The sequence below is a fragment of the Streptomyces daqingensis genome (assembly GCF_014645895.1).
Taxonomy (GTDB): domain Bacteria; phylum Actinomycetota; class Actinomycetes; order Streptomycetales; family Streptomycetaceae; genus Streptomyces; species Streptomyces daqingensis.
The window spans coordinates 82,363-104,358 of sequence record NZ_BMMP01000006.1; the positions used below are offsets into that span (position 1 = coordinate 82,363).

Genomic DNA, 21,996 nt, shown 5'->3' on the forward strand with positions numbered 1-21,996 from the left:
CCTAGGCGCCTATGAGCTTGGCGAACTTGTTCTCGTAGCGGGCGTGTTCACCGGCCGTCATGGGCCGGAAGTTCTTCCCCCGCTTGATCGTCTCGGCGTCCGGGAAGATCAGCGGGTCCGCCGCGACGTCCTTGTCGATCTTCTCCATCTCCGCCTTGGCGCCGGAGACGGGACAGATGTAGTTGACCCACGCGGCCAGTTCCGCGGCGACCTTCGGCTGGTAGTAGTAGTTGATCAGCGCCTCGGCGTTGGCCTGGTGGCGGGCCTTCGCGGGGACGAGCAGATCGTCCGTGCCGAAGAGGTAGCCGCTCTCGGGCAGCGCGAACTCGATGTCGGGGTTGTCCAGCTTCAGCTGGACGATGTCGCCCGCCCACGCGAGACAGGCCGCGATGTCACCGGAGTTGAGCTCGTCCAGGTAGTCGTTGCCGCTGAAGCGCCGCAGCTGCTTGGCGTCGACGGCCTTCTGCATGCGGGCGATGACCTTGTCGAAGTCGTCGTCGGTGAACTTGCCCGGGTCGATGCCGGAGTCGAGCATCGTCAGCCCGACGGTGTCGGTCATCTCGCTGAGCATGGACACCTTGCCCTTCAGCGACTCGTCCTCGAGAAGCTGCGTGACGCTGGTGACCTTCTTCCCGCCGGTGGCCTTCTTGTTGTACGCGACCACGCAGGCGGTCCCGGCCCACGGATAGCTGTACTGCCGCCCCGGGTCCTGCGCGGCCGTGCGGAAGCGGTCCTCCAGATTGGCGACCGCGTTGGGCAGCCGCGCCGGGTCCAGGCGCTGCGCCCAGCCCTGCCGGATCACGCGCCCCGCCATCCAGTCGGTCAGGCAGACGAGGTCGCGCCCGGTGTCCTGGCCGGCCGCGAGCTGCGGCTTGATCTTGCCGTAGAACTCGTTGTTGTCGTTGATGTCCTCGACGTACTTGACCCTGATGCCGCTCTCACGCTCGAAACGGTCCAGCGTGGGGCGCTTCTTCTTGTTCTTGTCGTCGACGTCGATGTAGAGGGGCCAGTTGGCGAAGTTGAGGACCTTCTCCTTCTTCGAGTAGTCGGGGGTGTCCTCGGGATCGTTGCCGCCCCGGCTCCCCTCCGCGGGCGGAATGCCGCACGCGGTGAGCGCCGCACCTCCGGCGGCGAGCGCGCTCAGACGGAGCAGGCGCCGGCGGCTCATGGCGGCGCGTCCGCTCGTCGTGCTCCGTTCCCACGCCTTGCGCACAGGGTCGGGCAGTCCTTCGTACAGCTGCGGGTCCAGGTCCATCGGGCTGCCTTCCAGCGAGCGAGGGGACAGGGAAGGAGGTGCGGTTCGTCGGTGCGGTGGGACGGCCGGACTGGTCCGGCCGTGCGGGCGGCGGTGCGGTCGCGGATGCCGAGCGGCGGGACGGCGGGCGGACCGCCGGCTCAGCGGTCCCCGAAGACGGTGCGGTGCCAGTCCTTGCGCGCCTCACCCGTGATGTCGTACATGACGTGCTTGACCTGTGTGTACTCCTCGAACGAGTACGCGGACATGTCCTTGCCGTGACCGGAGGCCTTGTAGCCGCCGTGCGGCATCTCGCTGATGATCGGGATGTGGTCGTTGATCCAGACGCATCCCGCCTGGATCTCGCGCTCCGCCCGGCCCGTGCGCAGCACGTCCCGGCTCCACGCGGAGGCCGCCAGGCCGTACGGGGTGTCGTTGGCCAGTGCGATGCCCTCGTCGTCGCCGTCGAAGGGCAGCACCGTCAGCACGGGGCCGAAGACCTCCTGCTGGACGATCTCGCTGTCCTGCGGCGCGTCCGTGATCAAGGTGGGCAGGTAGTACGCCCCCTTCGCCAGTCCGCCGCCGGGAGCCTTGCCGCCCGTCACGACGGTGGCGCTGGAGCGCGCACGCTCCACGAAGCCGGCGACCCGGTCGCGGTGCGCGTGGGAGATCAGTGGCCCGAGGTCGGTGTTCGGCGCGAACGGGTCGCCCACCCGGACCGTGCTCATCAGGTCCGCGACACCGCTGACGAACTCCTCGTACAGCGGGCGCTGGACGTACGCCCGGGTCGCCGCGGTGCAGTCCTGACCCGAGTTGATCAACGCTCCGGCGACCGCGCCGTGCACCGCCGCGGACAGGTCCGCGTCATCGAAGACGACGAACGGCGCCTTGCCGCCCAGCTCCAGGTGGAGCCGCTTGACACTGCCGGTGGCGAGCTCCGCGACCCGCCGCCCCACGGCGGTGGAGCCGGTGAAGGACGCCATCGCGACGCGGGGATGGGAGACCAGGGTCTCCCCCACGTCCGCTCCCGCACCCGAGACGACGTTGATCACGCCGTCCGGGATGCCCGCCTCGCAGGCCGCCTCGGCGAACATCAGCGAGGTCAGCGGGGTGAGTTCGGAGGGCTTGAGGACGATGGTGTTGCCGGCGGCGACGGCCGGGAGGATCTTCCAGGCGGCCATCTGCAGCGGGTAGTTCCACGGGGCGACGGAACCGATGACGCCCAGGGGTTCGCGCCGCACGTACGACGTGTGGTCGCCGCTGTACTCGCCGGCCGCGACGCCCGGAAGCTGCCGCGCGGCGCCCGCGAAGAAGGCCACGTTGTCGAAGGAGCCCGGGACGTCGAACTCCTCGGACAGCTTCAGCGGCTTGCCGCACTGGAGCGACTCCGCGTACACGAAGTCGTCCGTACGCTCCCGCAGCACGGCTGCCCAGCGGTGCATCGCGTCGGAGCGCTCGCCCGGGGTCGCACCGGACCACTCCGGCAGGGCGCCGTGCGCGGCCTCGACCGCCTCGTCGACGTCTCCCGGCTCCGCCAGCTCGTAGCCGAGCACCTCGTCGCCGGTCGCCGGGTCGACGACCGCGTGCGTGCGCCCTGAACTGCCTGTTCGGAGCCGCCCCGCGGTGAACTGCGCTCCGTCTGCGAAGCGCGAGGACACGTCGAAGCGCTGGACCATCGAGCTCTCCTGCCATGTGCGATGCGGCGTCCGTCAATGTTTGGACGCCGATCCTGGCAGGAGGAGGCTGATTCAACAAGTGATTCCGTCGTTGCCATTTGATTAAGCCACGGAATCGGCAACCGGTATGAACTTAGGCCCTACTATCCGCAGCGTCGTCCACCACCAGCGTCACCATGTGCCTGGCGTCGATGGACGTGCCGTCCGACCCCGGATCCGTGTCGGACTTCTCCAGGTCCTCGCGGAAGACCGTGAACATCAGCACGACGACGGTGACGATGATCACCGAGAGCACCGTCCCGATGATCCCCATCACGAACCCGGCCACGGCCTGCGCCCGACCGCCGAGTTCGCCCCTGTCCACGCCCCGCCGTGCCGAGAGACCGAGCCCCAGCGCGATCGGCGAGGTGATGATGCCGAGGAAGCTCCCCCAGCAGGTCGCGACGGCGACCATGCTGATGATGCCGAGAACCATCGCCCCGACCGACTTGCCGTTGGGCAGCGGAACGTTCTGCCAGCCGTACCCCCCGGCGCCCTGCCCGTACCCGTAGGGCGAGGGCGACGGGTAGCCGTAGGCCGCCCCGGGCACCTGGCCGTACGGCTGTCCCTGTGGCTGCCCGTACGGCTGCCCTGGCGCCTGTCCGTACGGCTGCCCCTGCGGCGGCTGCCCGTACGGCGACGCCCCGTAGGGCGACCCGGTGCCGCTCCCCGCGCCTGCCGGACCGGACTGCGCCGCCGCCCCCGGAGCGGGGGGCACCGGGGGCGGAGGGACTGCGCCGCTGTTCGACGTGACCGTCGGCTGTTCGGCGACCGGCCGGCTGTGGGAGCCCTGCCCGCCGCTGCCCTGCTGTCCGTCGTACTGCTGCCGCGCTCCGCCGGGCCCGTGCCCACCGGCGGGCCCGCCGGGGTCGCCGTCCTTGCGGAACCGGACGCCCTCGTCAGGAGGTGCCCACGGATTGTGCTGCCCGTCGCCGGACCGCCCTGGCTGTCCGGTTTCGTCTGCCATGTGTTCCCCTCCTGGGGTTTCTCGTCCGTACGCCATGCTATTCGCCCGTCACGACAGCCCGCATACGATGATCCGGCTCCCTTCCGACTGGAGGCTCCCCGTTGTCCGACCTCAACGCTTTCATCGCCGGGCTGCCCAAGGCCGAACTGCACGTGCACCACGTCGGCTCGGCCTCTCCGCGCATCGTCGCCGAGCTGGCCGCCAGGCATCCCGACTCCCCGGTTCCCAAGGACCCAGCGGCGCTGAGGGAGTTCTTCACCTTCACGGACTTCGCGCACTTCATCGAGGTCTACCTCTCCGTCGTCGACCTGCTGCGCGACGCCGAGGACATCCGGCTGCTCACCTACGAGGTCGCCCGCGACCTGGCACGCCAGCAGGTGCGCTACGCCGAACTGACGGTCACCCCCTTCAGCTCCACCAGCCGCGGGATCCCGGACGCCGCCTTCCTGGAGGCCATCGAGGACGCCCGGCACGCGGCCGAGAGGGAACTCGGGGTCGTGATGCGCTGGATCTTCGACATCCCCGGCGAGGCCGGGATACCGGCGGCCGAGGAGACGACCCGCATCGCCACCGCGGCCCCGCCCGACGGGCTGATCGCGTTCGGGCTGGGCGGTCCCGAGATCGGGGTCCCCCGCCCGCAGTTCAAGCCCTATTTCGACCGCGCCATCGCGTCAGGCCTGCGCAGCGTGCCGCACGCGGGGGAGACGACCGGTCCGGAGACGATCTGGGACGCGCTGGAGTCACTGCGCGCGGAGCGGATCGGCCACGGCACGAGCGCCGTGCAGGACCCGCAGCTCCTGCACCACCTCGCGGAGCAGCAGATCCCCCTCGAGGTCTGCCCCACCTCGAACGTCGCCACCCGGGCGGTGCACGACCTGGACGCCCATCCGCTCCGGGAGATGGTGGAGGCCGGCGTCCTGGTGACGATCAACAGTGACGACCCGCCCATGTTCAGCACGGACCTCAACACCGAGTACGCGATAGCCGCCCGGCTGCTCAGCCTCGACGCCGCGGGCATCGCGGCGCTGGCGAAGAACGCCGTGCGGGCGTCCTTCATGGAGAAGCCCGCCAAGGCCGGGCTCGAGGACGAGATCGACGCCTACCTGGCCTCGTGGCAGCGGCAGGGCTGACGGGCGCGCCCACCCACCGCTGAGCCGTACGCAGCAGAGCACGACCGGGCAGCGCAACGGCGGGACGCCAAACTGTGCGGCACGGCCGGACGGCGAGACAGTGTGACGTCCGGACTGTGCGACGGCGGGGACGGGACAGAGCTGCTGCGCGCCCGGCCCCGCCTTCCGGGCCCGCTCGGGCCGGTCAGGACTGGTACGGGTTCTGCGGCGGCGGTCCGCCCTGGGCACCGCCCTGCGCCTGCCCGCCGTACGGCTGCTGCCCCGCGAACGGATTGCCCTGCTGCGGCGCACCGTAGCCCTGCTGGGGCTGCGGCTGGCCGCCGCCCTGGGCGACGAGCTGGTCCGCGTTCTCCTTGGTTATCTCGCTGGCCCCGCCGCAGAACGTGCACTGCAGGTAGTGCTTCGCCGGCATGATCGGGAAGAGCGGAATGAAGAACAGCGAGAACTTGGTGACCCGCTTGCGCAAGGAGTGAGCCGAGGGGTTGCCGCAGTAGCTGCAGAGCAGGTTCAGCATGGCGAGCTGAACCATCTTGGAAGAAGTGCCGAAGATCAGCACGGGGGCTCCGTTCCCGAGTGCGTACACGTGTCCCACGTAGCCAACCACCGCGCACATAGCACCCGTCAAGCGAACGGTGTAACGAGACGGCCCCAACCGGGCAGAACAACCCGTTCCGCTTCCCCCGCCGAGCGCCCTGCGCACCTCCCCTCGGACACGCGCGTTGGCCCCGGAACGCGGTCGCGTCCCGGGGCCCACGGGGCTTCGGCGTCACGGACGGAGATCCGTCCCGCCCGCTGCCGCGGAAGCAGCGGTCAGAGCGCCGTCATCACGTGCTTGACGCGCGTGTAGTCCTCCAGCCCGTACATCGAGAGGTCCTTGCCGTAACCGGACTTCTTGAATCCGCCGTGCGGCATCTCCGCGACGAGCGGGATGTGGGTGTTGATCCACACGCAGCCGAAGTCGAGCGACTTCGAAAGCCGCATCGCGCGCCCGTGGTTGGTCGTCCAGACCGACGAGGCCAGCGCGTACTCGACGTCGTTGGCCCAGGTCACCGCCTGGTCCTCGTCGGTGAACTTCTGCACCGTGATGACCGGGCCGAAGACCTCGTTCTGGATGATCTCGTCGTCCTGGCGGAGTCCGGAGACGACTGTCGGCGCGTAGAAGTACCCCTTGTCACCGACGCGTTCGCCACCGGACTCGACCTTGGCGTGGGCGGGGAGCCGGTCGATGAAGCCGGTCACCTTCGCCAGGTGGTCCGGGTTGTTCAGCGGCCCGTAGAAGCAGTCCTCGTCGCTGAGGTCGCCGGTCTTGACGTCGGCGGCGGCCTTGGCGAGCGCCGAGACGAACTGCTCGTACACGCCCTCCTGTACGAGGACGCGCGTCGCAGCGGTGCAGTCCTGCCCGGCGTTGAAGAAGCCGCCGTCCCGGATGCCCTCGACGGCGCTCGCGATGTCGGCGTCGTCGAAGACGATGCAGGGCGCCTTGCCGCCCAGCTCCAGGTGCACCCGCTTGAGGTCCTTGGCGGAGCTGCCCGCCACCTCCATGCCGGCCCGTACCGAACCGGTGATCGACGCCATGGCGGGGGTGTTGTGCTCGACCATCAGACGTCCGGTGTCGCGGTCGCCGCAGATGACGTTGAAGACGCCCTTGGGCAGTACCTCGCCCATCACCTCTGCCATGAAGACCGTCGAGGCGGGCGTCGTGTCCGAAGGCTTGAGCACGACGGTGTTGCCCGCCGCCAGCGCCGGCGCGAACTTCCAGACCGCCATCATCGCCGGATAGTTCCACGGCGCGACCTGTGCGCAGACGCCGACCGGCTCGCGGCGCACGAAGGAGGTGAGCCCCTCCATGTACTCGCCCGCGGACTTGCCCTCCAGCATCCGCGCCGCCCCTGCGAAGAAGCGGATCTGGTCGAGCATCATCGGCAGTTCCTCCTGCCGGGTCAGCTCCAGCGGCTTTCCGCAGTTCTCGCACTCCGCGGCCAGCAGTTCGTCGGCACGCGCTTCGAGTGCGTCCGCAATCTTGAGGATCGCCTTCTGGCGCGTGGCCGGCGTCGCGTCGCGCCAGGCCGGAAACGCCTTCTCCGCGGCGGCCATTGCGGCATCGACGTCAGCGGCCGCGGAAAGCGGGGCGGTGGCGTACACCTCGCCCGTGGCCGGGTCGACCACGTCCGTGGTCCGGCCGTCAGCGGCGTCCCGGAACTCCCCGTCGATGTAGTTGCGCAGCCGACGCAGCTCGGTGGTCACTTCGCACCCCTCCTGCTCCGTTGTCCATTGGGTGAGATGGCAAGCCTAACCAGCAGCACAACGCTTTCGATACACCACCACACCGGGTACGACGAATTCTGTTCTTGTGAGGCCCATTAGCTTCGGATTACATTGCTTAAGGGTTGCAAAGCGGAGGAGGTCTCATGCACAGTGTCGTGCGTGGCTCGAGACGCGAAGAAAACCAACGGCATCCGGTCGCTCGACGATGTCTCGCTGGCGATCATCGAACAGCTCCAGGAGGACGGGCGACGTCCGTACGCCGCGATCGGCAAGGCCGTCGGCCTGTCCGAGGCGGCCGTGCGGCAGCGGGTCCAGAAGCTCCAGGACCAGGGTGTCATGCAGATCGTCGCCGTGACGGATCCCCTCACCGTCGGCTTCCTGCGGCAGGCGATGGTCGGCATCAACATCGAAGGCGACCTCGAGTCCGTCGCCGACGCTCTCACCGAGATCGATGAGGTCGACTACGTCGTCATCACCGCCGGCTCGTTCGACCTGCTCGTCGAGATCGTCTGCCAGGACGACGAACACCTTCTCGAAATGATCACCAAGCGGATCCGCGCCCTTCCCGGCGTGCGCTCCACCGAGAGCTTCGTCTACCTCAAGCTGCGAAAGCAGACCTACACCTGGGGAACTCGATAACCGTGAGCAAGGATCTCTCCAAGACCGCAAACGACCACCTGTGGATGCACTTCACCCGCATGTCGTCGTACGAGAACGCTCCCGTCCCCACCATCGTCCGCGGCGAGGGCACCCACATCTACGACACGAACGGCAAGCGCTACCTCGACGGTCTCGCGGGTCTGTTCGTCGTCCAGGCCGGCCACGGCCGCACCGAACTCGCCGAGGCGGCCAACAAGCAGGCACAGGACCTGGGTTTCTTCCCGATCTGGTCCTACGCCCACCCCAAGGCGGTCGAGCTCGCCGAGCGTCTCGCGCATCACGCACCGGGCGATCTGAACAAGGTCTTCTTCACCACGGGCGGCGGCGAGGCCGTGGAGACCGCCTGGAAGCTCGCCAAGCAGTTCCACAAGCTCAACGGCAACCCCGGCAAGTACAAGGTCATCTCCCGCAACGTCGCCTACCACGGCACCCCGCACGGAGCCCTGTCCATCACCGGACTCCCCGCGCTGAAGGCGCCGTTCGAGCCGCTCGTCCCCGGGGCCCACAAGGTGCCCAACACGAACATCTACCGCGCGCCCCTGCACGGCGACGACCCCGAGGCGTTCGGCCGCTGGGCAGCGGACCAGATCGAGCAGCAGATCCTCTTCGAGGGCCCGGAGACCGTCGCCGCCGTCTTCCTAGAGCCGGTGCAGAACGCCGGCGGCTGCTTCCCGCCGCCGCCCGGGTACTTCCAGCGCGTACGCGAGATCTGCGACCAGTACGACGTCCTGCTGGTCTCCGACGAGGTCATCTGCGCCTTCGGACGCCTCGGAACGCTGTTCGCATGCGACAAGTTCGGCTACGTGCCCGACATCATCACCTGCGCCAAGGGCATGACGTCCGGGTACTCGCCGATCGGCGCGGCCGTCATCTCCGACCGCATCGCCGAGCCCTTCTGGCAGGGCGACAACACCTTCCTGCACGGCTACACCTTCGGCGGCCACCCGGTCTCGGCCGCGGTGGCGCTGGCCAACCTCGACATCTTCGAACGGGAAGGACTCAACCAGCACGTTCTCGACAACGAGGACGCGTTCAGGGCGACGCTCAGCAAGCTCCTGGACCTGCCGATCGTCGGCGACGTCCGCGGCAACGGCTTCTTCTACGGCATCGAACTGGTCAAGGACAAGGCGACCAAGGAGACGTTCACCGAGGAGGAGTCGGAGCGCGTCCTCTACGGCTTCCTCTCCAAGGCGCTCTTCGAAGCGGGTCTCTACTGCCGCGCAGACGACCGCGGAGACCCGGTCGTGCAGCTCGCGCCGCCGCTCATCTCCGATCAGAAGACCTTCGACGAGGCCGAGCAGATCCTCCGGTCGGTACTGTCCGAGGCCTGGACGAAGCTCTGACGCCGCGGAGAGCGCCGCAGTTCGACGCGTCGCCGGCGCCGTCGAACGGCGGTTGCGTCAACGCCACTTGAGGGCGAACCACAGCTCCATGCGGACGTCCTGCTCGCTCAGGTCCTGACCGAGCAGCCGGCCGATCCGGGCCACGCGCTGCCGCACCGTGTTGCGGTGCACCTCCAGCGCCACCGCCGTACGGTCCCAGCTGCCGTTCAGCGAAAGCCACATGCGCAGCGTCTCCTCCAGTTCCGGATGCCCGTCCAGCGGTGCCAGCCGGGCACTGGACAGCGCTCTGCCGTCCTCCGGCGCGACGAGAGAGACGACGTCAGCGCCGGCCCCGTCGCGCTCGCGCACGACGGGACGCCGCTCGGCGAGCGCCCTCCGCAGCGCTCGCGCCGCACCCGCGTCTCCGCGGTCCAGGTGCCCGGCGGACACGGGCGCGCTGACGCCCAGCGCCCATCCCTGCTGCGCACGCACCTGGTCCCGAACACGTTTCTCGCCCAGCGGCAGAAGCGCGCGCAGTTCGTCCCCCGACAGATCGACGAGCGTGGTGCCGAGGGCTTCCGCGAGGGAGGCCGCCGCCAGCGGGTCGTCCGCACGCCCGCCGCGGCCGGCGCCCTCGTTCGCTCCCCGCGCCGCGCTGCCCCGCCGCCTCCCATGCACCACCGCCCACTGCTCCTCCCCGTCCAGCAACCGCGCCGCCTCCGGCACCGGGTCGCCCAGCATCAGCCGTACGAGCGCGGCAGCGCGCCGCTCCTCAGCCGCGGCCGCGCGCCGTTCGGTGAGCAGCGAGAGCAGGACGACGGCGACCGCGGCGATGGAGCCGTCGACGGCGTCGCGGTGCGGTGCGCACACCCCGAGTGCGAGCGGCTTCCGCCCGCCGAGGCCGTAGACGCTCAGGTGCAGGTCTCCGGCCGAGGAGGCCACGGAGGAGGGGCCGGGGCGCAACCGCCCGGTCAGCGCCGCCAGTTCGGAGCGCACCTCCGCGTTCGGCGCGCTTCCCGCTGCCGCCAGCTCGCGGCCGCCGGGATCCAGCAGTACCGCCCACGCGTCGAGCCGCCGGGCGAGCTGACCGAGCACCGCGGGGACGGGATTGGGCCCGGCGGCCGCCGCGGCCAGTGTCCGCTGCGCCTCGCTCAGCCTCCGCAGCGCCTGGTGGCGCCGCTGCGTGACCGCCTGCCAGAGAGCGCGTGCGACGGCTGTGAACGGCGTGCCTTCAGGGACTTCGACCAGCGGCAGGCCCTGACGGTCGCAGGCGCGTACGAGCGCGGCGGGAACCCGGTCGTGAACGGGCGCGATGCCGAACCCGAGGGCCGCCGCCCCGGCTTCGACGGAGCGGGCCACGTAGCGCTCCCAGTGCGACTCCGCTGATCGTTCCCCGTCGCCCTGTCCGTGCGGTGCCGGATCACCTGCGTGTGCCCCGCCGCGGACTGCGGCACCGCCCGTCGAACTGTCCGGGGCACCTACCGGGCAGTGCACTCCCGCGCTCAACAACAGTTCCCCGCCCAGCAGATAGGGCAGCGGGTCCGCCATCTCTGAGGTGTGCACCGCGTACACGGGCGTCGCCGGATCCTGCGGTCCCGCCACCTGCCGCAGCCCGAGTTCCGCATCACCGGTCAGCACCGACAGCGGAACGGGCACGGTGGGCGGAATGAGCTCTTCCACAGCGAGCCCCCATAGGACGATTCACACATTCCGAAGCTATTCAGTGGAGGAAACGTACACTTCACGGCCGCCTTGACGACACCTAGGCTCACCGCTCAAGCCAAGCGCCGCCCCACCCTCTCCCCCTCCTCATCCCCCTCCCCACCTCACTCGAGGAGCACCGTATGGCCGTCGACTACGCAGTGATCGTCACGTACCTGGCCGGCATGCTCGCGGTCGGCTGGTGGGGGATGCGCCGCGCCAAGTCCAAGAGCGACTTCCTCGTCGCGGGACGCCGCCTCGGCCCCACCCTCTACTCCGGCACGATGGCGGCCATCGTGCTCGGCGGGGCCTCCACCATCGGCGGTGTCGGGCTGGGCTACGAGTACGGACTCTCCGGCGCCTGGCTCGTGTTCACGATCGGCTTCGGCCTGCTGGCCCTGAGCCTGTTCTTCTCCGCCCGCATCTCCCGGCTGAAGGTCTACACGGTCGGGCAGATGCTCGACCTGCGCTACGGCGGATCGTCCTCGGTGATCTCCGGACTGGTGATGTGGGCGTACACCCTGATGCTCGCGGTGACGTCGACCATCGCCTACGCGACGATCTTCGACGTGATCTTCGGCCTGGACAGGTGGCTGGCGATCGTGCTCGGCGGCGGCATCGTCATCGCGTACTCGACGCTCGGCGGCATGTGGTCGATCACGCTCACGGACATGGTGCAGTTCGCCGTGAAGTCGGTCGGCGTGCTGCTACTGCTGCTGCCCGTCGCCGTATACAAGGCCGGCGGCATCGACGGCATGCGCGAACGGCTGCCCGACGACTACTTCGCGCCCATGAACATCGGCGTCCAGACAGTCTTCACCTACGTGCTCGTCTATTCGTTCGGCATGCTGATCGGACAGGACATCTGGCAGCGGGTCTTCACCGCCCGCAGCGACAAGGTCGCCCGCAGCGGCGGCACCGTGGCCGGGGTCTACTGCCTCGTGTACGCGATCGCGGGTGCCGCTGTCGGCACGGCAACCAAAGCGCTGTACCCGAACCTCGACAGCCCTGACGCGGCCTTCGCCACCATCGTCGGCGACGCCCTGCCGATCGGCGTGAAGGGCCTGGTCCTGGCCGCGGCTCTGTCCGCGGTGATGTCGACCTCGTCCGGAGCGCTGATCGCGTGCGCCACGGTCGCCAGCAACGACATCTGGACGCGCGTCCGCAGGACACCTGCACGCGCCGGTGCAACGGGGCGCCCGTCGGCCGACGGCGCAACGCAAGTCACCGACGCAGAGACAAGCGGCCACGCACACGACGAGGTGCGGGGCAACCGCGTCTTCATCCTCGTCATGGGCGCGGCAGTGGTCGTCATCTCGATCGCGCTGAACGACGTGGTCGAAGCGCTCACCGTCGCCTACAACCTGCTCGTGGGCGGATTGCTGGTGCCGATCCTGGGCGGACTCGTCTGGAAGCGCGGCACCGCGACCGGTGCGTTGTCCGCGACAGTCGTCGGCGGTGTGACTGTCGTCGCGGTGATGGCGTGGAAGGGGATCCTCGCCAACGAGCCCATCTACTATGGCCTGTTGGCTTCGCTGCTCACCCACGTCGTGGTGAGCCTGCTCAGCAGGCCCACGGACCCGGAGGTGCTCGCCGCCTGGCGGGCCCGCCTAGCGGGCGGGCAGGCCCCGGCCGAACCTGGCACTCCGAGCGAGGCCAAGACCGGCTGATCCGGGATCCTTGATTCGCGAGCACGCCCTCAGGACGCACTGCGTACGCCGCGGTTGCGCACGGTCCGGTACGGCGACGGGGACGGGGACGAGCAAGAACGACACTGCCCGCGGCGACGGCCGGCCGCAGGCCCGACGAAAGGCGCCAGCCACAGCATGACCACTGCAGTCCGCAACGGGGGCGACCTCGTCGCCGAGTCCCTGTCCGCTCTCGGCGCAGGCACAGTCTTCGGACTGCCGGGGCAGCACGCGCTCAGTGTGTTCGACGCCGTCCGCCGCTCCCCTATGTCCTATGTGGGGCTGCGGATGGAGAACAACGCGGGCTTCGCCGCGGACGCCCACGCACGTCTGACCCGCAGCCCGACTCCACTGCTGGTCTCGACCGGGCCGGGAGCCCTGATGTCGCTCGCGGCGCTGCAGGAGTCGGCCGCGGCCTCCGCACCCGTCGTGGGCATCAGCAGCCAGGTCCCCAGGGCCGGCCTCGGCGGCGGGCGAAAGGGCTACCTGCACGAACTCCGCGACCAGCAGGCGTCGTTCCGCGACGTGGTCAAGTCCGCCCACTCCGTCCGCTCGGCCTCCCAGATCCCGTCGGCCCTGGCAGCGGCGTGGGCCAGTGCGCTGGAGGCGCCCTCCGGGCCGGTGTGGGTCGAGATCCCCCAGGACGTGCTGCTCTCGCCGACGGACGTCCCGCCCCCCGCGTCCCTCGCAGTGAACGGCGCGGGCGCCCCCCGGCCCCTGCCCGCACGCCCCGAGCTCATCGCGGCGGCAGCCGAGCTGCTGGACACGTCCTCCCGTCCGGCTGTGCTCGCGGGCGGTGGTGTCGTACGGGCGGGAGCGCAAGCGCAGCTGCTCGCCCTCGCTGAACAGCTGGACGCACCCGTCGCCACCACCTTCGGCGGCAAGGGCGCCTTCCCAAGCGACCACGAACTGTCGCTGGGCTCGTGGCTGGAGGACCAGTACACGACCGACTTCCTCGCGGACGCCGATGTGCTGCTCGTCGTCGGCTCCGGACTGGGCGAACTCTCGTCCAACTACCACACCTTCGCCTCCCGCGGCCGTGTCATCCACATCGAGGCCGACCTGGGCAAACTGGAAGCCAACCACCCGGCGCTGGGCGTCCACGCAGACGCACGGCAGGCACTCGAGGCGCTCGGTTCCGCCGTCACGCCGCGGCCCCGTGGTGATGCGGCGGCACGGGCGTCCGCCCTTGTTCAGCGCGTGAGGGCCCGCATCTCCGCACAGGGCCTCGAACTCGAACAGGACGTCCTCGCATCCGTACGTGCGGCACTCCCGGACAGCTCTCCGAGCTTCTGGGACATGACGATCCTCGCCTACTGGGCCTGGTCCGCCTTCGACCCCCGCTCCGGAGCCATGCACTCCGCGCAGGGCGCGGGCGGCCTCGGCTACGGCTTCCCCGCGGCGCTGGGCGCGGCCGTCGCGGACCCGGAGCGCACCACCCCGGTCCTCGCCGTGTCCGGCGACGGCGGCGCGATGTACTCCCTCGCCGAGCTGGCCACTGCCCGCCAGTACGCTCTGCCGGTCACGTGGCTGATCGTGGACGACGGCGGCTACGGCATCCTCCGCGAGTACATGACGGACGCCTTCGGCGAAGCCGTCGGCACCGAGTTGGCGCGGCCCGACTTCGCCGCGCTGTCGGAGTCCTTCGGCGTCCCCGCAGTGCGCACCTCTCCCGAAAGGCTCCGCGCGGACCTGTCGGAGGCGCTGTCCGCACCTGGGCCGTCGGTCGTCGTGCTCCCCGCGCTGCTCAGGATGTTCGCCCCGACCCATCTGCCCGGCGACCTGCCCTGACGGCCCTGCTGTCAGCCCGCCGTCCGGCCCCGTCCGGACGGCTGGTCCGTCTGCGGGCCCGTTCGGTGGAATCTGCGCCGTGCCCGGCCGGATGGCGCGGTGTGCGCGCCCGGCTCTCCTTACGGTGCCTGTGACCGACGTCCCGGACCCTCGTTCACCCGTCCAGAGGACTCAGGGACCGGCAGGGACCAGCATGAGTGGAGGTGCCCTCGGTGGCAGCACCGCCGGACAACGACGTGCTCTGGGCACGCGGACTGCACTACTCGTACGGCGGGTCTCCCGCCCTTCAAGGCGTCTCGATCGGCGTCCAGGCGGGCGAGATCGTATCCGTCACCGGACCGCGCGGCAGTGGCAAGTCGACACTGCTCAGCTGCATCTCCGGTCAACTGACGCCCAACGCCGGGGAGATCTGGTTCAACAGCGTCCCGATGCACACGCTCAGCCGTACCGCCCGTGAACGGCTGCGCCGGGACCGCTTCGGATGGGTCGGCAGCGAACCGCAGCTGATCCCGGAGCTGACCGCCTGGGAGAACGCCGCGATGCCCCTGCTGCTGGGCGGTGCGGGCCATCGCGCGGCGCGCAAGGCGGCGCTCGAATGGCTCGAAAGGCTGGACGTCGGAGACTGCGCGCGAAAGCGTCCCTCCGCTCTGCTGCAGTCCGAGCGCCAGCGCGTCGCCATCGCGCGGGCGCTCGCACCCGCGCCGGCGATCGTCTTCGCCGACGAGCCCACGGCTCCGCTGCACCAGGTGGAACGCGCACAGGTGCTGCGCACCCTCACGACTGCCGCACGGTCGCACAACATCACTGTCGTGCTGACGACCCATGACCCGGCAGTGATGCTGCCGAAGGTCACCGCAGGCGACCCGTTCGCAGCGGACGCGGCAGGCCCCACGCTCGTCGACCGCAACCTCACGCTCGTCGACGGACGGCTCAACGGTCTCGTCTCCTCCGCTCCGGAACGTGACGCGAGCGACGGAACGGGCGGGGACGGCGGCACAGGCGGCGAGAAGGCGGCCGCGTCCGGCACCGACTCTGACGGCGAAGACTCCAAGGGTGCCGCGTGCTCGCTCTCCGTCTAGTCCGCGGGGGCTCGCCCCTCACGCTGCTGCGCCGCCTGCTCGTCGCCTGCGCGACGGCTGTCGTGGCCTTCCTTCTGCTGGCCGCGCTGAGTCACGCCCTGGCCCACCCGCAGGACTCCAGCGCTTCCCTGGTACGGCTCGTCTGGTGCGCCGTGCCCCTCGCCGCGGCGGTGCAGTTCGCCGCGGCCGTCGCGCGCACGGAACCCGGTTCGCGCTCGCGTTCCGCTCTGGACGTCGCGGGAGTCGGACCCGCCCGTGTCCCCCTGCTCGCCGCGGTGTCGACCGCCGTGTCCGCGCTGCTGGGCAGTGGCATCGCACTGGTCGTATACCTGCATCTGCGGGGGCAGTTGGCCACCCTGCCGTTCGACGGTGCGGCTGTACGGCTCCTCGCAGCGGAGCAGCCGCTGCCCGTAGCGGCGACTCTCGTACTGCTGGCTCTGCCGCCGGTGGCCGCCGGAGTGGGCGCTGCCTTGGCGACACGCCCTCGAGTGGCACCGGCGGTCGCCGCAGCAACTGCTCCCGTCGGCGCCGGGGGCGCGACGGTCCCCTCAGCGGTCAGCGCGACCGGAGCCGGAGGCGACGCACTGGCACCGGCTGACGTGATCCCGCAACGTGACGAGCCCGCCTTCCGTATGACGCACGGCCCGCTGCCGGCAGCGGCGACGCTGCCGTGGGGGACGGCGTTGATCGCGGCGGGGCTGGCGATGGAGACGTACGCCAGCCGGTCCCCCAAGCCGCTGCCCCTGTCGAGTGTCCTCTCCAACAGCGCACCGGGTGTGCTGGGCGGCTGGGTGCTGACCGCTGTGGGGCTGATCCTCGCCGGGCCCGGCCTCACGCAGCTCTGCGGATGGCTCCTTTCAGTGGGCCGGCCAGGCGCCGTACGGCTGCTGTCGGGCCGGGTCCTGCAGCGCGAAGCGAGGCGGCTCGGCAGGCCCCTGGGGGTCCTCTGCGCTGTGGCCGCGGGTGCGCTGGCAGCGGGAGAACTGTACGCACGGGCTCCGGAGGACGGAGCGCGCCTTCTCGGCCCGCTCACCATTCTCGGTTCGGCGCTGGTGGTCTTCTGCGTGCTTGCCAGTGCGCTGACCGCCGCAGCCGAAACCCGCGCCTTCCGGTCCTCTGCCAACGCGGCCCTCGTCCGGCTCGGTGCGCCCCGTCGCGTCCTGAGGGGGGCGGTCGCGCTTCGCCTGTGCGTGCTGGCCGTCGTACTGGGCTCGCTCACCTACGCGGTCGCCGAACTCGCCGCCCTTCCACTGACGTCATGAGTGCCGCACAGCCGTGAGGACTGTGCAACAGGACGGGACCGCCGGTGCGTACCGCGGTCCCGTTCCCATTCCGCCGTCCTGATCCGCCGCGGATGCGGAGCGCCTACTCTGGCGGGATGCTCGACCACGAGATAGAGAGCCTCGAAGAGTTCGACGACGTCGTCGAAGCAACCGGCTGCCTCAGCGGCTGGCGGGTGCAGTCCGTCGATCTGCGTGAACGTACGAAAGCGCTGCTCGCCGCGGAGTCCGACGGTGCGGTCTTCCTCGGCTGCGCGATGTCCGCCGAAGCACTCGTCAGCGTGCAGGAGCGGGGAGGCCTCGTCTTTCCGCCCGTGCCGCAGCTGCCCTTCACCCCCTACCGGGGACGGCTGTACACCCCGGAGGAGCTGTTCAGCGGGCTGAGTGAGGGATACGAGCACACACCGGACGCCCGTTCGTACGCCTGGTTCCAGCGGACGAAGAACGACGGTGACGTCTTCTCCTCGATGCTCCGAGCCGTGCACGACGACGCGGTCTCCGACGCGCTGGACGAACACCTCGTGGGCGCACGGGTCGTCGGCGTCATGGGAGGCCACAAGCTGGCACGCGGCACCGACGCCTACGCGGGAGCGGCGCGCCTCGGCCGTGCCCTCGCGCGCGACGGCCTGACGGTCGCCACCGGCGGCGGCCCGGGCGCCATGGAGGCAGCCAACCTCGGCGCGTACGCAGCGGCCTTCGACGACGGCATGCTGGAGAAGGCACTGGAGATGCTCTCGGCCGCGCCGTCCTTCGAGGAGTCCGTCGGCACATGGGCACGAGCGGCGTTCGCCGTGCGGGAGGGCTGGCCCGCGGGTGGCACATCTGTCGGTATCCCGACGTGGTTCTACGGCCACGAACCGCCCAACGCGTTCGCCCAGCACATCGCGAAGTACTTCGTGAACGCTGTCCGTGAGGACGGACTCCTGGCACGGTCCAACGCGGGCGTGGTCTTCCTCCCGGGCGCGGCGGGAACGGTGCAGGAGATCTTCGATAACGCGACGCCCAACTACTACCAGTCGCGCGGTGCCCCGGCCCCGATGGTGCTGGTGAACGAGGAGCACTGGACCCGCACGCTGCCCTGCTGGCCGCTGCTGCAGTCACTCGCGCACGGACGGCCGATGGCCTCGCGCATCGCCCTGGTCGACGACGTCGAGGACGTGCCGGCGGCGCTGGCCCGGCTGTCCGGCGGTTCGGCGGAGACGAGTTGACGCACGCGCGCCCACCGGCGTTCCGGCTCAGGTGCTGATCCGGACGACTTCCTTCTCGTCGAAGGCGACGCCTATGGACGTCCCCGCCTCCGGGGCCTCCCGCAACGCGCAGGACGCTTCGAGGCGCGGGCCGTGGCGGGGCTGCAGCAGCAACGTCACGGCTGCCGCATCGCCACCGCGGAAGGTGCGGGCTTCGACCGTGCAGGGCAGCCCGTCCTCCACCGAGGTCGTCCGCAGCCCTGTCGGCCGTACGAGCAGCTTGCACGGGCCTGCCTGAGTACCTTCCGGCACGGGAATCTTGCCCCAGGGTGTATCGGCACTGTCCCCGTGCACCGTCGCCTCGACGATGTTGTCGAACCCGAGGAAGCGGGCGACGAACTCCGAGGCAGGCTTCTGCCAGACCTCCAGGGGCGTTCCCGCCTGGGCGATGCGCCCCTCGTTCATCACCACCACCCGGTCGGCCAGCACGAACGCCTCGCCCTGGTCGTGCGTGACCGCGAGGACTGTGCTTCCCAAGCGGTCGAAAAGCGCGCGCAGTTCGACGACCAGCCGTTCGCGCAGTACACGGTCGAGCTGGCCCAGTGGCTCGTCCAGCATCAGCAGATCGGGCTGGGGAGCCAGGGCGCGGGCGAGGGCGACGCGCTGCTGTTCGCCGCCGGACAGCGTGGCGACAGCGCGTCGATGTGCACTGGGGAGTCCGACCATCTCCAGCAGTTCGGTGACGCGTTCCGCGCTCTCTGCTCTTGCGGCGTGCCGCATTCGCAGGCCGAACGCGACGTTGCCCTCCACGTCCCGCTGCGGGAACAGCTGATGATCCTGGAACATCAGCCCGACCCCGCGCTTGTGCGGCGGCACATGTGTCCGGTCCCACCCCGCGAGCCATACCCGGCCCGCGTCGGGCTGCTGCAGTCCGGCCACGACGCGCAGCAGCGTGGACTTGCCGCTCCCGCTGGGTCCCAGCACGCAAACCGTCTCGTGGTCGGCGACTTCCAGGTCCACGGCGTCCAGCGCTCGCACACCGCCGAAGCTGACGGTCACACCGTCCAGTCGCAGCATCAGAACTCTCCCGAACTGTCGGTGCGGATGCGCTCCAGCGCCAGCAGGGTGCACGTGCAGACCAGCATCAGAATGGTGCTCATGGCCATCGCCTGCCCGTAGTTGACTTCTCCCGCGCGGCCGAGAAAGCGGGCGACAGCGACTGGGAGCGTGGGGGCATCCGGGCGGGCGATGAAGACCGTCGCGCCGAACTCGCCCAGCGAAACGGCGAAAGCGAAACCGGCGGCCACCAGTACGGCACGTCGCACCAGGGGCAGATCGACCTCTCGCCATGCACGGAACGGCGAGGCTCCCAGCACGGCAGCGGCTTCACGCAGCCGCACGTCGACGGCTCGCAGCACGGGCAGCATCGTCCGCACGACGAAAGGGATCCCCACCAGCGACTGAGCCAGGGGAACGATGATCCAGGTCGCCCGCAGGTCCAGGGGCGGCTCGTCGAGGGCGATGAGGAAGCCGAATCCGACAGTGACAGCGGAGGTGCCCAGCGGCAGCATCAGCATGGAGTCGAAGCCCCGCACCAGACGCTCGGTTACTCGGCCCGCCCCGCGCACCGTCAGAGCGGCTGCCGCGAGACCGCCCACGAAGAGGGCGATGAGGGTGGCGACAGCCGCATAGGCGAGAGAGTTGCCGATCGCGGCCGCGGGGGCGACCGTGAACGTGCCGCTGCTGTCTGCCGATCCGAGCGCGCGGAAGTGTTGCAGTCCGTAGCCGTGCGGACTGTCGAGCGAACGCTCCACCAGGATGCCCAGGGGCACGAGGATCAGCAGCGCGACCACACCCAGCACCCCCGCCAGCAGCGCCCATTGGCCGCCGCTCTGCGGACGCCGGGCAGTCTGCGCCGCGGGCACCATGCTCAGCGACGCGCGCCGCTTGCGTACGGTCCTGGCGTGAGCGGCGAGCAGCACGGTCACGGCAGCGAACTGCAGCAGTGTCAGCACCGCGGCGGTCGGCAGGTCCAGCAGAGCAGCTGTCTGTCTGTAGACCTCGACTTCCAGAGTCGCGAAGCGCGGCCCGCCGAGTACCTGGATCACGCCGAAAGAGGTGAAGGTGAAAAGAAAGACGATCAGTCCCGCCGCCGCGATCGACGGTGCCAGCGCTGGAAGCGTCACGCGCGCCCACGCAGCGAGGCGTCCCGCTCCCAGCACGCGGGCAGCCTCTTCCTGCCGTGGATCCAGCTGCGACCACAGGCCGCCTACTGTCCGGACGACGACGGCGTAGTTGATGAAGACGTGGGCCAGCAGGATCGCCCACACGCTGGTGTCCAGCCGGACGCCGAACCACTCGTCCAGTGCACCGCCACGCCCCAGGAGGGCGAGGAAAGCCGAGCCGACCACCACCGTCGGCAGGACGAACGGAACCGTCACCACAGCGCGCAGCAGCTGTTTGCCGGGAAAGTCGAACCGCGCGAAAACGTACGCCCCGGGCAATGCGATGGCGAGCGTGCAGACAGTGGACGCAGCCGCCTGCCACACGGTGAACCACAGCACGTCCAGCACATCGGGATCGGTCAGTACCTGTCCGGCCCGGCCCAGATGCCACTGTCCGGGCGTCCGCAGGCCCCGGCCGACGATCGCGGTTACGGGATACGCGAACAGCACTCCGAAGAAGACGACCGGCACCACCATGAGGCAGACCGGCAACACCCTCCCCAGGCGACGCCGCGCTCTGTTGCCTGCCGCCTGCTCTGCCCCGGCAGTCGCACTTTCCGGGCGGTCCTCGGACAGCTCTACTTCACGACGAGCGACGTCCACGCCTTGACCCACTGTTCGCGGTTTTCGGCGATCTTCGACGGGTCCATGGCGGCCGCGTCCTCGACCGAAGCACCGTACTTCGTGAACAGCTCCGGCAGCTCGGCGTCTTCACGGACGGGATTGACGAACATCTGCAGCGGCATGTCCTCCTGGAAGGTCTTGCTCAGCATGAAGTCCAGCAGCGCCTTGCCGCCTTCGGGGTTTTTCGCGCCCTTCAGCAGTCCCGCGAACTCGGTCTGCTGGAAACACGTCTTCTCGGCTATCCCTGTGGGTGCCTGGGCGGGCAGCGGCTTCTTGCCGAGGACCTCGACGGGCGGGCTGGAGGCGTAGGAGACGACAAGAGGCCTGTCGCCCTTGCCCTTTCCTCCGTTGGATCCGCTGAAGCGGTCGTTGTACGCCTGCTCCCAGCCGTCGACGACCTCGACGCCGTTGGCCTTCAGCTTCTTCCAGTAGTCCTTCCAGCCATTGCCGTACTCGTCGACGGTGGCGAGCAGAAAGCCCAGCCCCGGCGAGGACGTTGCAGCGTTGGAAGTGACCAGCAGGTTCTTGTACTCCGGCTCGGCGAGATCGGCCAGGCTCTCGGGCGGATCCAGCTTGCGCTTCTCGAAGTAGCCCCGGTCGAAGTTGACGCAGATCTCGCCGGAGTCGACGGGAGTGACCCGGTGCCGGCCGCGGTCCAACTGCAGTTCGCGGGGGACCTTCCCGAGCCCCTCGGCCTCGTAAGAGTCGAAGACGCCCTCGCCGAGCGGCCGGGAGAGCAGGGTGTTGTCGACCCCGAAGAAGACGTCTCCCTGCGGATTGCCCTTGTTGAGCACCGTCTGGTTGACGGCGGCACCGGCGTCCCCGCCTCTCAGGACCTTCACCCGGTAGCCGCTCCGAGCGGTGAACTTCTTCAGCACCGACTTCGAAACCGCGAAGGAATCGTGTGTGACGAGGGTGACCGTCTTGCTGTGCTCACCACTCGAATCGGTGCTGCTGCATGCGGTCGAAAGCCCCACCAGGGCAATCACGGCGGTGGCGGCGGCAGTTGTACGCAGGGCGTGCTTGCTCATCGGCTCATCGACTTCCTACCCGGCATGACCCGGGCGAGGTTCGAGGGTCTGCGGGCCGCCCGTCTTCGTACGAGCGTCCGCACTCTCAGCGCTGTGT

The 21,996-nt window shown here is 69.8% G+C and carries 17 protein-coding genes; 8 read left to right on the plus strand and 9 right to left on the minus strand.

What is annotated here, in order from left to right; translation table 11 throughout:
• Position 1 precedes the first annotated feature (1 nt).
• The 3 genes from IEY56_RS10495 to IEY56_RS28395 all read right to left on the minus strand — a co-directional run bounded on the left by IEY56_RS10495 (position 2) and on the right by IEY56_RS28395 (position 3,916).
• Positions 2-1,255 (minus strand): polyamine ABC transporter substrate-binding protein, encoded by a 1,254-nt coding sequence (locus IEY56_RS10495; protein ID WP_189036874.1) that lies wholly within the window; start codon positions 1,253-1,255, stop codon positions 2-4.
• Positions 1,256-1,395: 140 nt separating this feature from the next.
• Entirely contained in the window at positions 1,396-2,910 is a 1,515-nt protein-coding gene (locus IEY56_RS10500; protein ID WP_189036875.1) for a gamma-aminobutyraldehyde dehydrogenase, read from the minus strand.
• 133 nt (positions 2,911-3,043) lie between these two features.
• Positions 3,044-3,916 (minus strand): DUF4190 domain-containing protein, encoded by an 873-nt coding sequence (locus tag IEY56_RS28395; protein ID WP_229711775.1) that lies wholly within the window; start codon positions 3,914-3,916, stop codon positions 3,044-3,046.
• A gap of 101 nt (positions 3,917-4,017) precedes the next feature.
• Here IEY56_RS28395 and IEY56_RS10510 point away from each other — a divergent pair, with 101 nt between their 5' ends.
• Positions 4,018-5,046, plus strand: coding sequence for an adenosine deaminase (locus IEY56_RS10510; protein WP_189036876.1), 1,029 nt, complete (start codon positions 4,018-4,020; stop codon positions 5,044-5,046).
• 184 nt (positions 5,047-5,230) lie between these two features.
• On the opposite strand, the gene IEY56_RS10515 is transcribed toward IEY56_RS10510, so the two are convergent.
• Positions 5,231-5,602 (minus strand): zinc ribbon domain-containing protein, encoded by a 372-nt coding sequence (locus IEY56_RS10515; protein WP_189037057.1) that lies wholly within the window; start codon positions 5,600-5,602, stop codon positions 5,231-5,233.
• A gap of 254 nt (positions 5,603-5,856) precedes the next feature.
• Positions 5,857-7,290, minus strand: a complete 1,434-nt coding sequence (locus IEY56_RS10520) for a gamma-aminobutyraldehyde dehydrogenase (protein WP_189036877.1) — start codon at positions 7,288-7,290, stop codon at positions 5,857-5,859.
• 171 nt (positions 7,291-7,461) lie between these two features.
• On the opposite strand from IEY56_RS10520, the gene IEY56_RS10525 reads away from it, so the two are divergent.
• Positions 7,462-7,950 carry an Lrp/AsnC family transcriptional regulator gene (locus tag IEY56_RS10525; RefSeq protein WP_189036878.1) on the plus strand — a complete coding sequence of 163 codons (489 nt, stop codon included), beginning with the start codon at positions 7,462-7,464 and terminating at the stop codon, positions 7,948-7,950.
• Entirely contained in the window at positions 7,935-9,314 is a 1,380-nt protein-coding gene (locus IEY56_RS10530; RefSeq protein ID WP_189037058.1) for an aspartate aminotransferase family protein, read from the plus strand. Before IEY56_RS10525 ends, IEY56_RS10530 begins: the two co-directional genes overlap by 16 nt.
• Before the next feature lie 57 nt (positions 9,315-9,371).
• On the opposite strand, the gene IEY56_RS10535 is transcribed toward IEY56_RS10530, so the two are convergent.
• Positions 9,372-10,973 carry a PucR family transcriptional regulator gene (locus tag IEY56_RS10535; RefSeq protein ID WP_189036879.1) on the minus strand — a complete coding sequence of 534 codons (1,602 nt, stop codon included), beginning with the start codon at positions 10,971-10,973 and terminating at the stop codon, positions 9,372-9,374.
• 164 nt (positions 10,974-11,137) lie between these two features.
• Here IEY56_RS10535 and IEY56_RS10540 point away from each other — a divergent pair, with 164 nt between their 5' ends.
• The 5 genes from IEY56_RS10540 (at position 11,138) to IEY56_RS10560 (ending at position 18,040) form a co-directional block, all read left to right on the plus strand.
• The gene (locus tag IEY56_RS10540; protein ID WP_189036880.1) at positions 11,138-12,664 is read left to right on the plus strand and encodes a sodium:solute symporter family protein; all 1,527 of its coding nucleotides are present in this window, start codon (positions 11,138-11,140) and stop codon (positions 12,662-12,664) included.
• Positions 12,665-12,820: 156 nt separating this feature from the next.
• Complete coding sequence (locus IEY56_RS10545) at positions 12,821-14,473, plus strand: thiamine pyrophosphate-binding protein (protein ID WP_189036881.1); 1,653 nt, start codon at positions 12,821-12,823, stop codon at positions 14,471-14,473.
• 212 nt (positions 14,474-14,685) lie between these two features.
• On the plus strand, positions 14,686-15,552 hold the full coding sequence (locus IEY56_RS10550) for an ABC transporter ATP-binding protein (protein ID WP_189036882.1): 867 nt from the start codon (positions 14,686-14,688) through the stop codon (positions 15,550-15,552).
• Complete coding sequence (locus tag IEY56_RS10555; protein ID WP_189036883.1) at positions 15,534-16,814, plus strand: hypothetical protein; 1,281 nt, start codon at positions 15,534-15,536, stop codon at positions 16,812-16,814. The genes IEY56_RS10550 and IEY56_RS10555 overlap by 19 nt, the downstream gene beginning before the upstream one ends.
• Positions 16,815-16,930: 116 nt before the next feature.
• Positions 16,931-18,040, plus strand: coding sequence for an LOG family protein (locus IEY56_RS10560; protein WP_229711776.1), 1,110 nt, complete (start codon positions 16,931-16,933; stop codon positions 18,038-18,040).
• Between the two features lie 27 nt (positions 18,041-18,067).
• Here IEY56_RS10560 and IEY56_RS10565 read toward each other — a convergent pair whose 3' ends face one another.
• From IEY56_RS10565 to IEY56_RS10575, 3 genes are all read right to left on the minus strand, one after another.
• Entirely contained in the window at positions 18,068-19,096 is a 1,029-nt protein-coding gene (locus IEY56_RS10565) for an ABC transporter ATP-binding protein (RefSeq protein ID WP_189036885.1), read from the minus strand.
• Positions 19,096-20,721 carry an ABC transporter permease gene (locus IEY56_RS10570; protein WP_189036886.1) on the minus strand — a complete coding sequence of 542 codons (1,626 nt, stop codon included), beginning with the start codon at positions 20,719-20,721 and terminating at the stop codon, positions 19,096-19,098. The genes IEY56_RS10565 and IEY56_RS10570 overlap by 1 nt, the downstream gene beginning before the upstream one ends.
• Before the next feature lie 101 nt (positions 20,722-20,822).
• On the minus strand, positions 20,823-21,899 hold the full coding sequence (locus tag IEY56_RS10575; protein WP_189036887.1) for a thiamine ABC transporter substrate-binding protein: 1,077 nt from the start codon (positions 21,897-21,899) through the stop codon (positions 20,823-20,825).
• Between the last annotated feature and the right edge of the window lie 97 nt (positions 21,900-21,996).

Bases quoted from the DNA above. Each gene is read 5' to 3' on its own strand.
- IEY56_RS10495 (WP_189036874.1), bottom strand. From the start codon at position 1,255: ATGGACCTGGACCCGCAGCTGTACGAAGGACTGCCCGACCCTGTGCGC.
- IEY56_RS10500 (WP_189036875.1), bottom strand. From the start codon at position 2,910: ATGGTCCAGCGCTTCGACGTGTCCTCGCGCTTCGCAGACGGAGCGCAG.
- IEY56_RS28395 (WP_229711775.1), bottom strand. From the start codon at position 3,916: ATGGCAGACGAAACCGGACAGCCAGGGCGGTCCGGCGACGGGCAGCAC.
- IEY56_RS10540 (WP_189036880.1), top strand. From the start codon at position 11,138: ATGGCCGTCGACTACGCAGTGATCGTCACGTACCTGGCCGGCATGCTC.
- IEY56_RS10545 (WP_189036881.1), top strand. From the start codon at position 12,821: ATGACCACTGCAGTCCGCAACGGGGGCGACCTCGTCGCCGAGTCCCTG.
- IEY56_RS10560 (WP_229711776.1), top strand. From the start codon at position 16,931: ATGCTCGACCACGAGATAGAGAGCCTCGAAGAGTTCGACGACGTCGTC.
- IEY56_RS10565 (WP_189036885.1), bottom strand. From the start codon at position 19,096: ATGCTGCGACTGGACGGTGTGACCGTCAGCTTCGGCGGTGTGCGAGCG.
- IEY56_RS10570 (WP_189036886.1), bottom strand. From the start codon at position 20,721: ATGGTGGTGCCGGTCGTCTTCTTCGGAGTGCTGTTCGCGTATCCCGTA.
- IEY56_RS10575 (WP_189036887.1), bottom strand. From the start codon at position 21,899: ATGAGCAAGCACGCCCTGCGTACAACTGCCGCCGCCACCGCCGTGATT.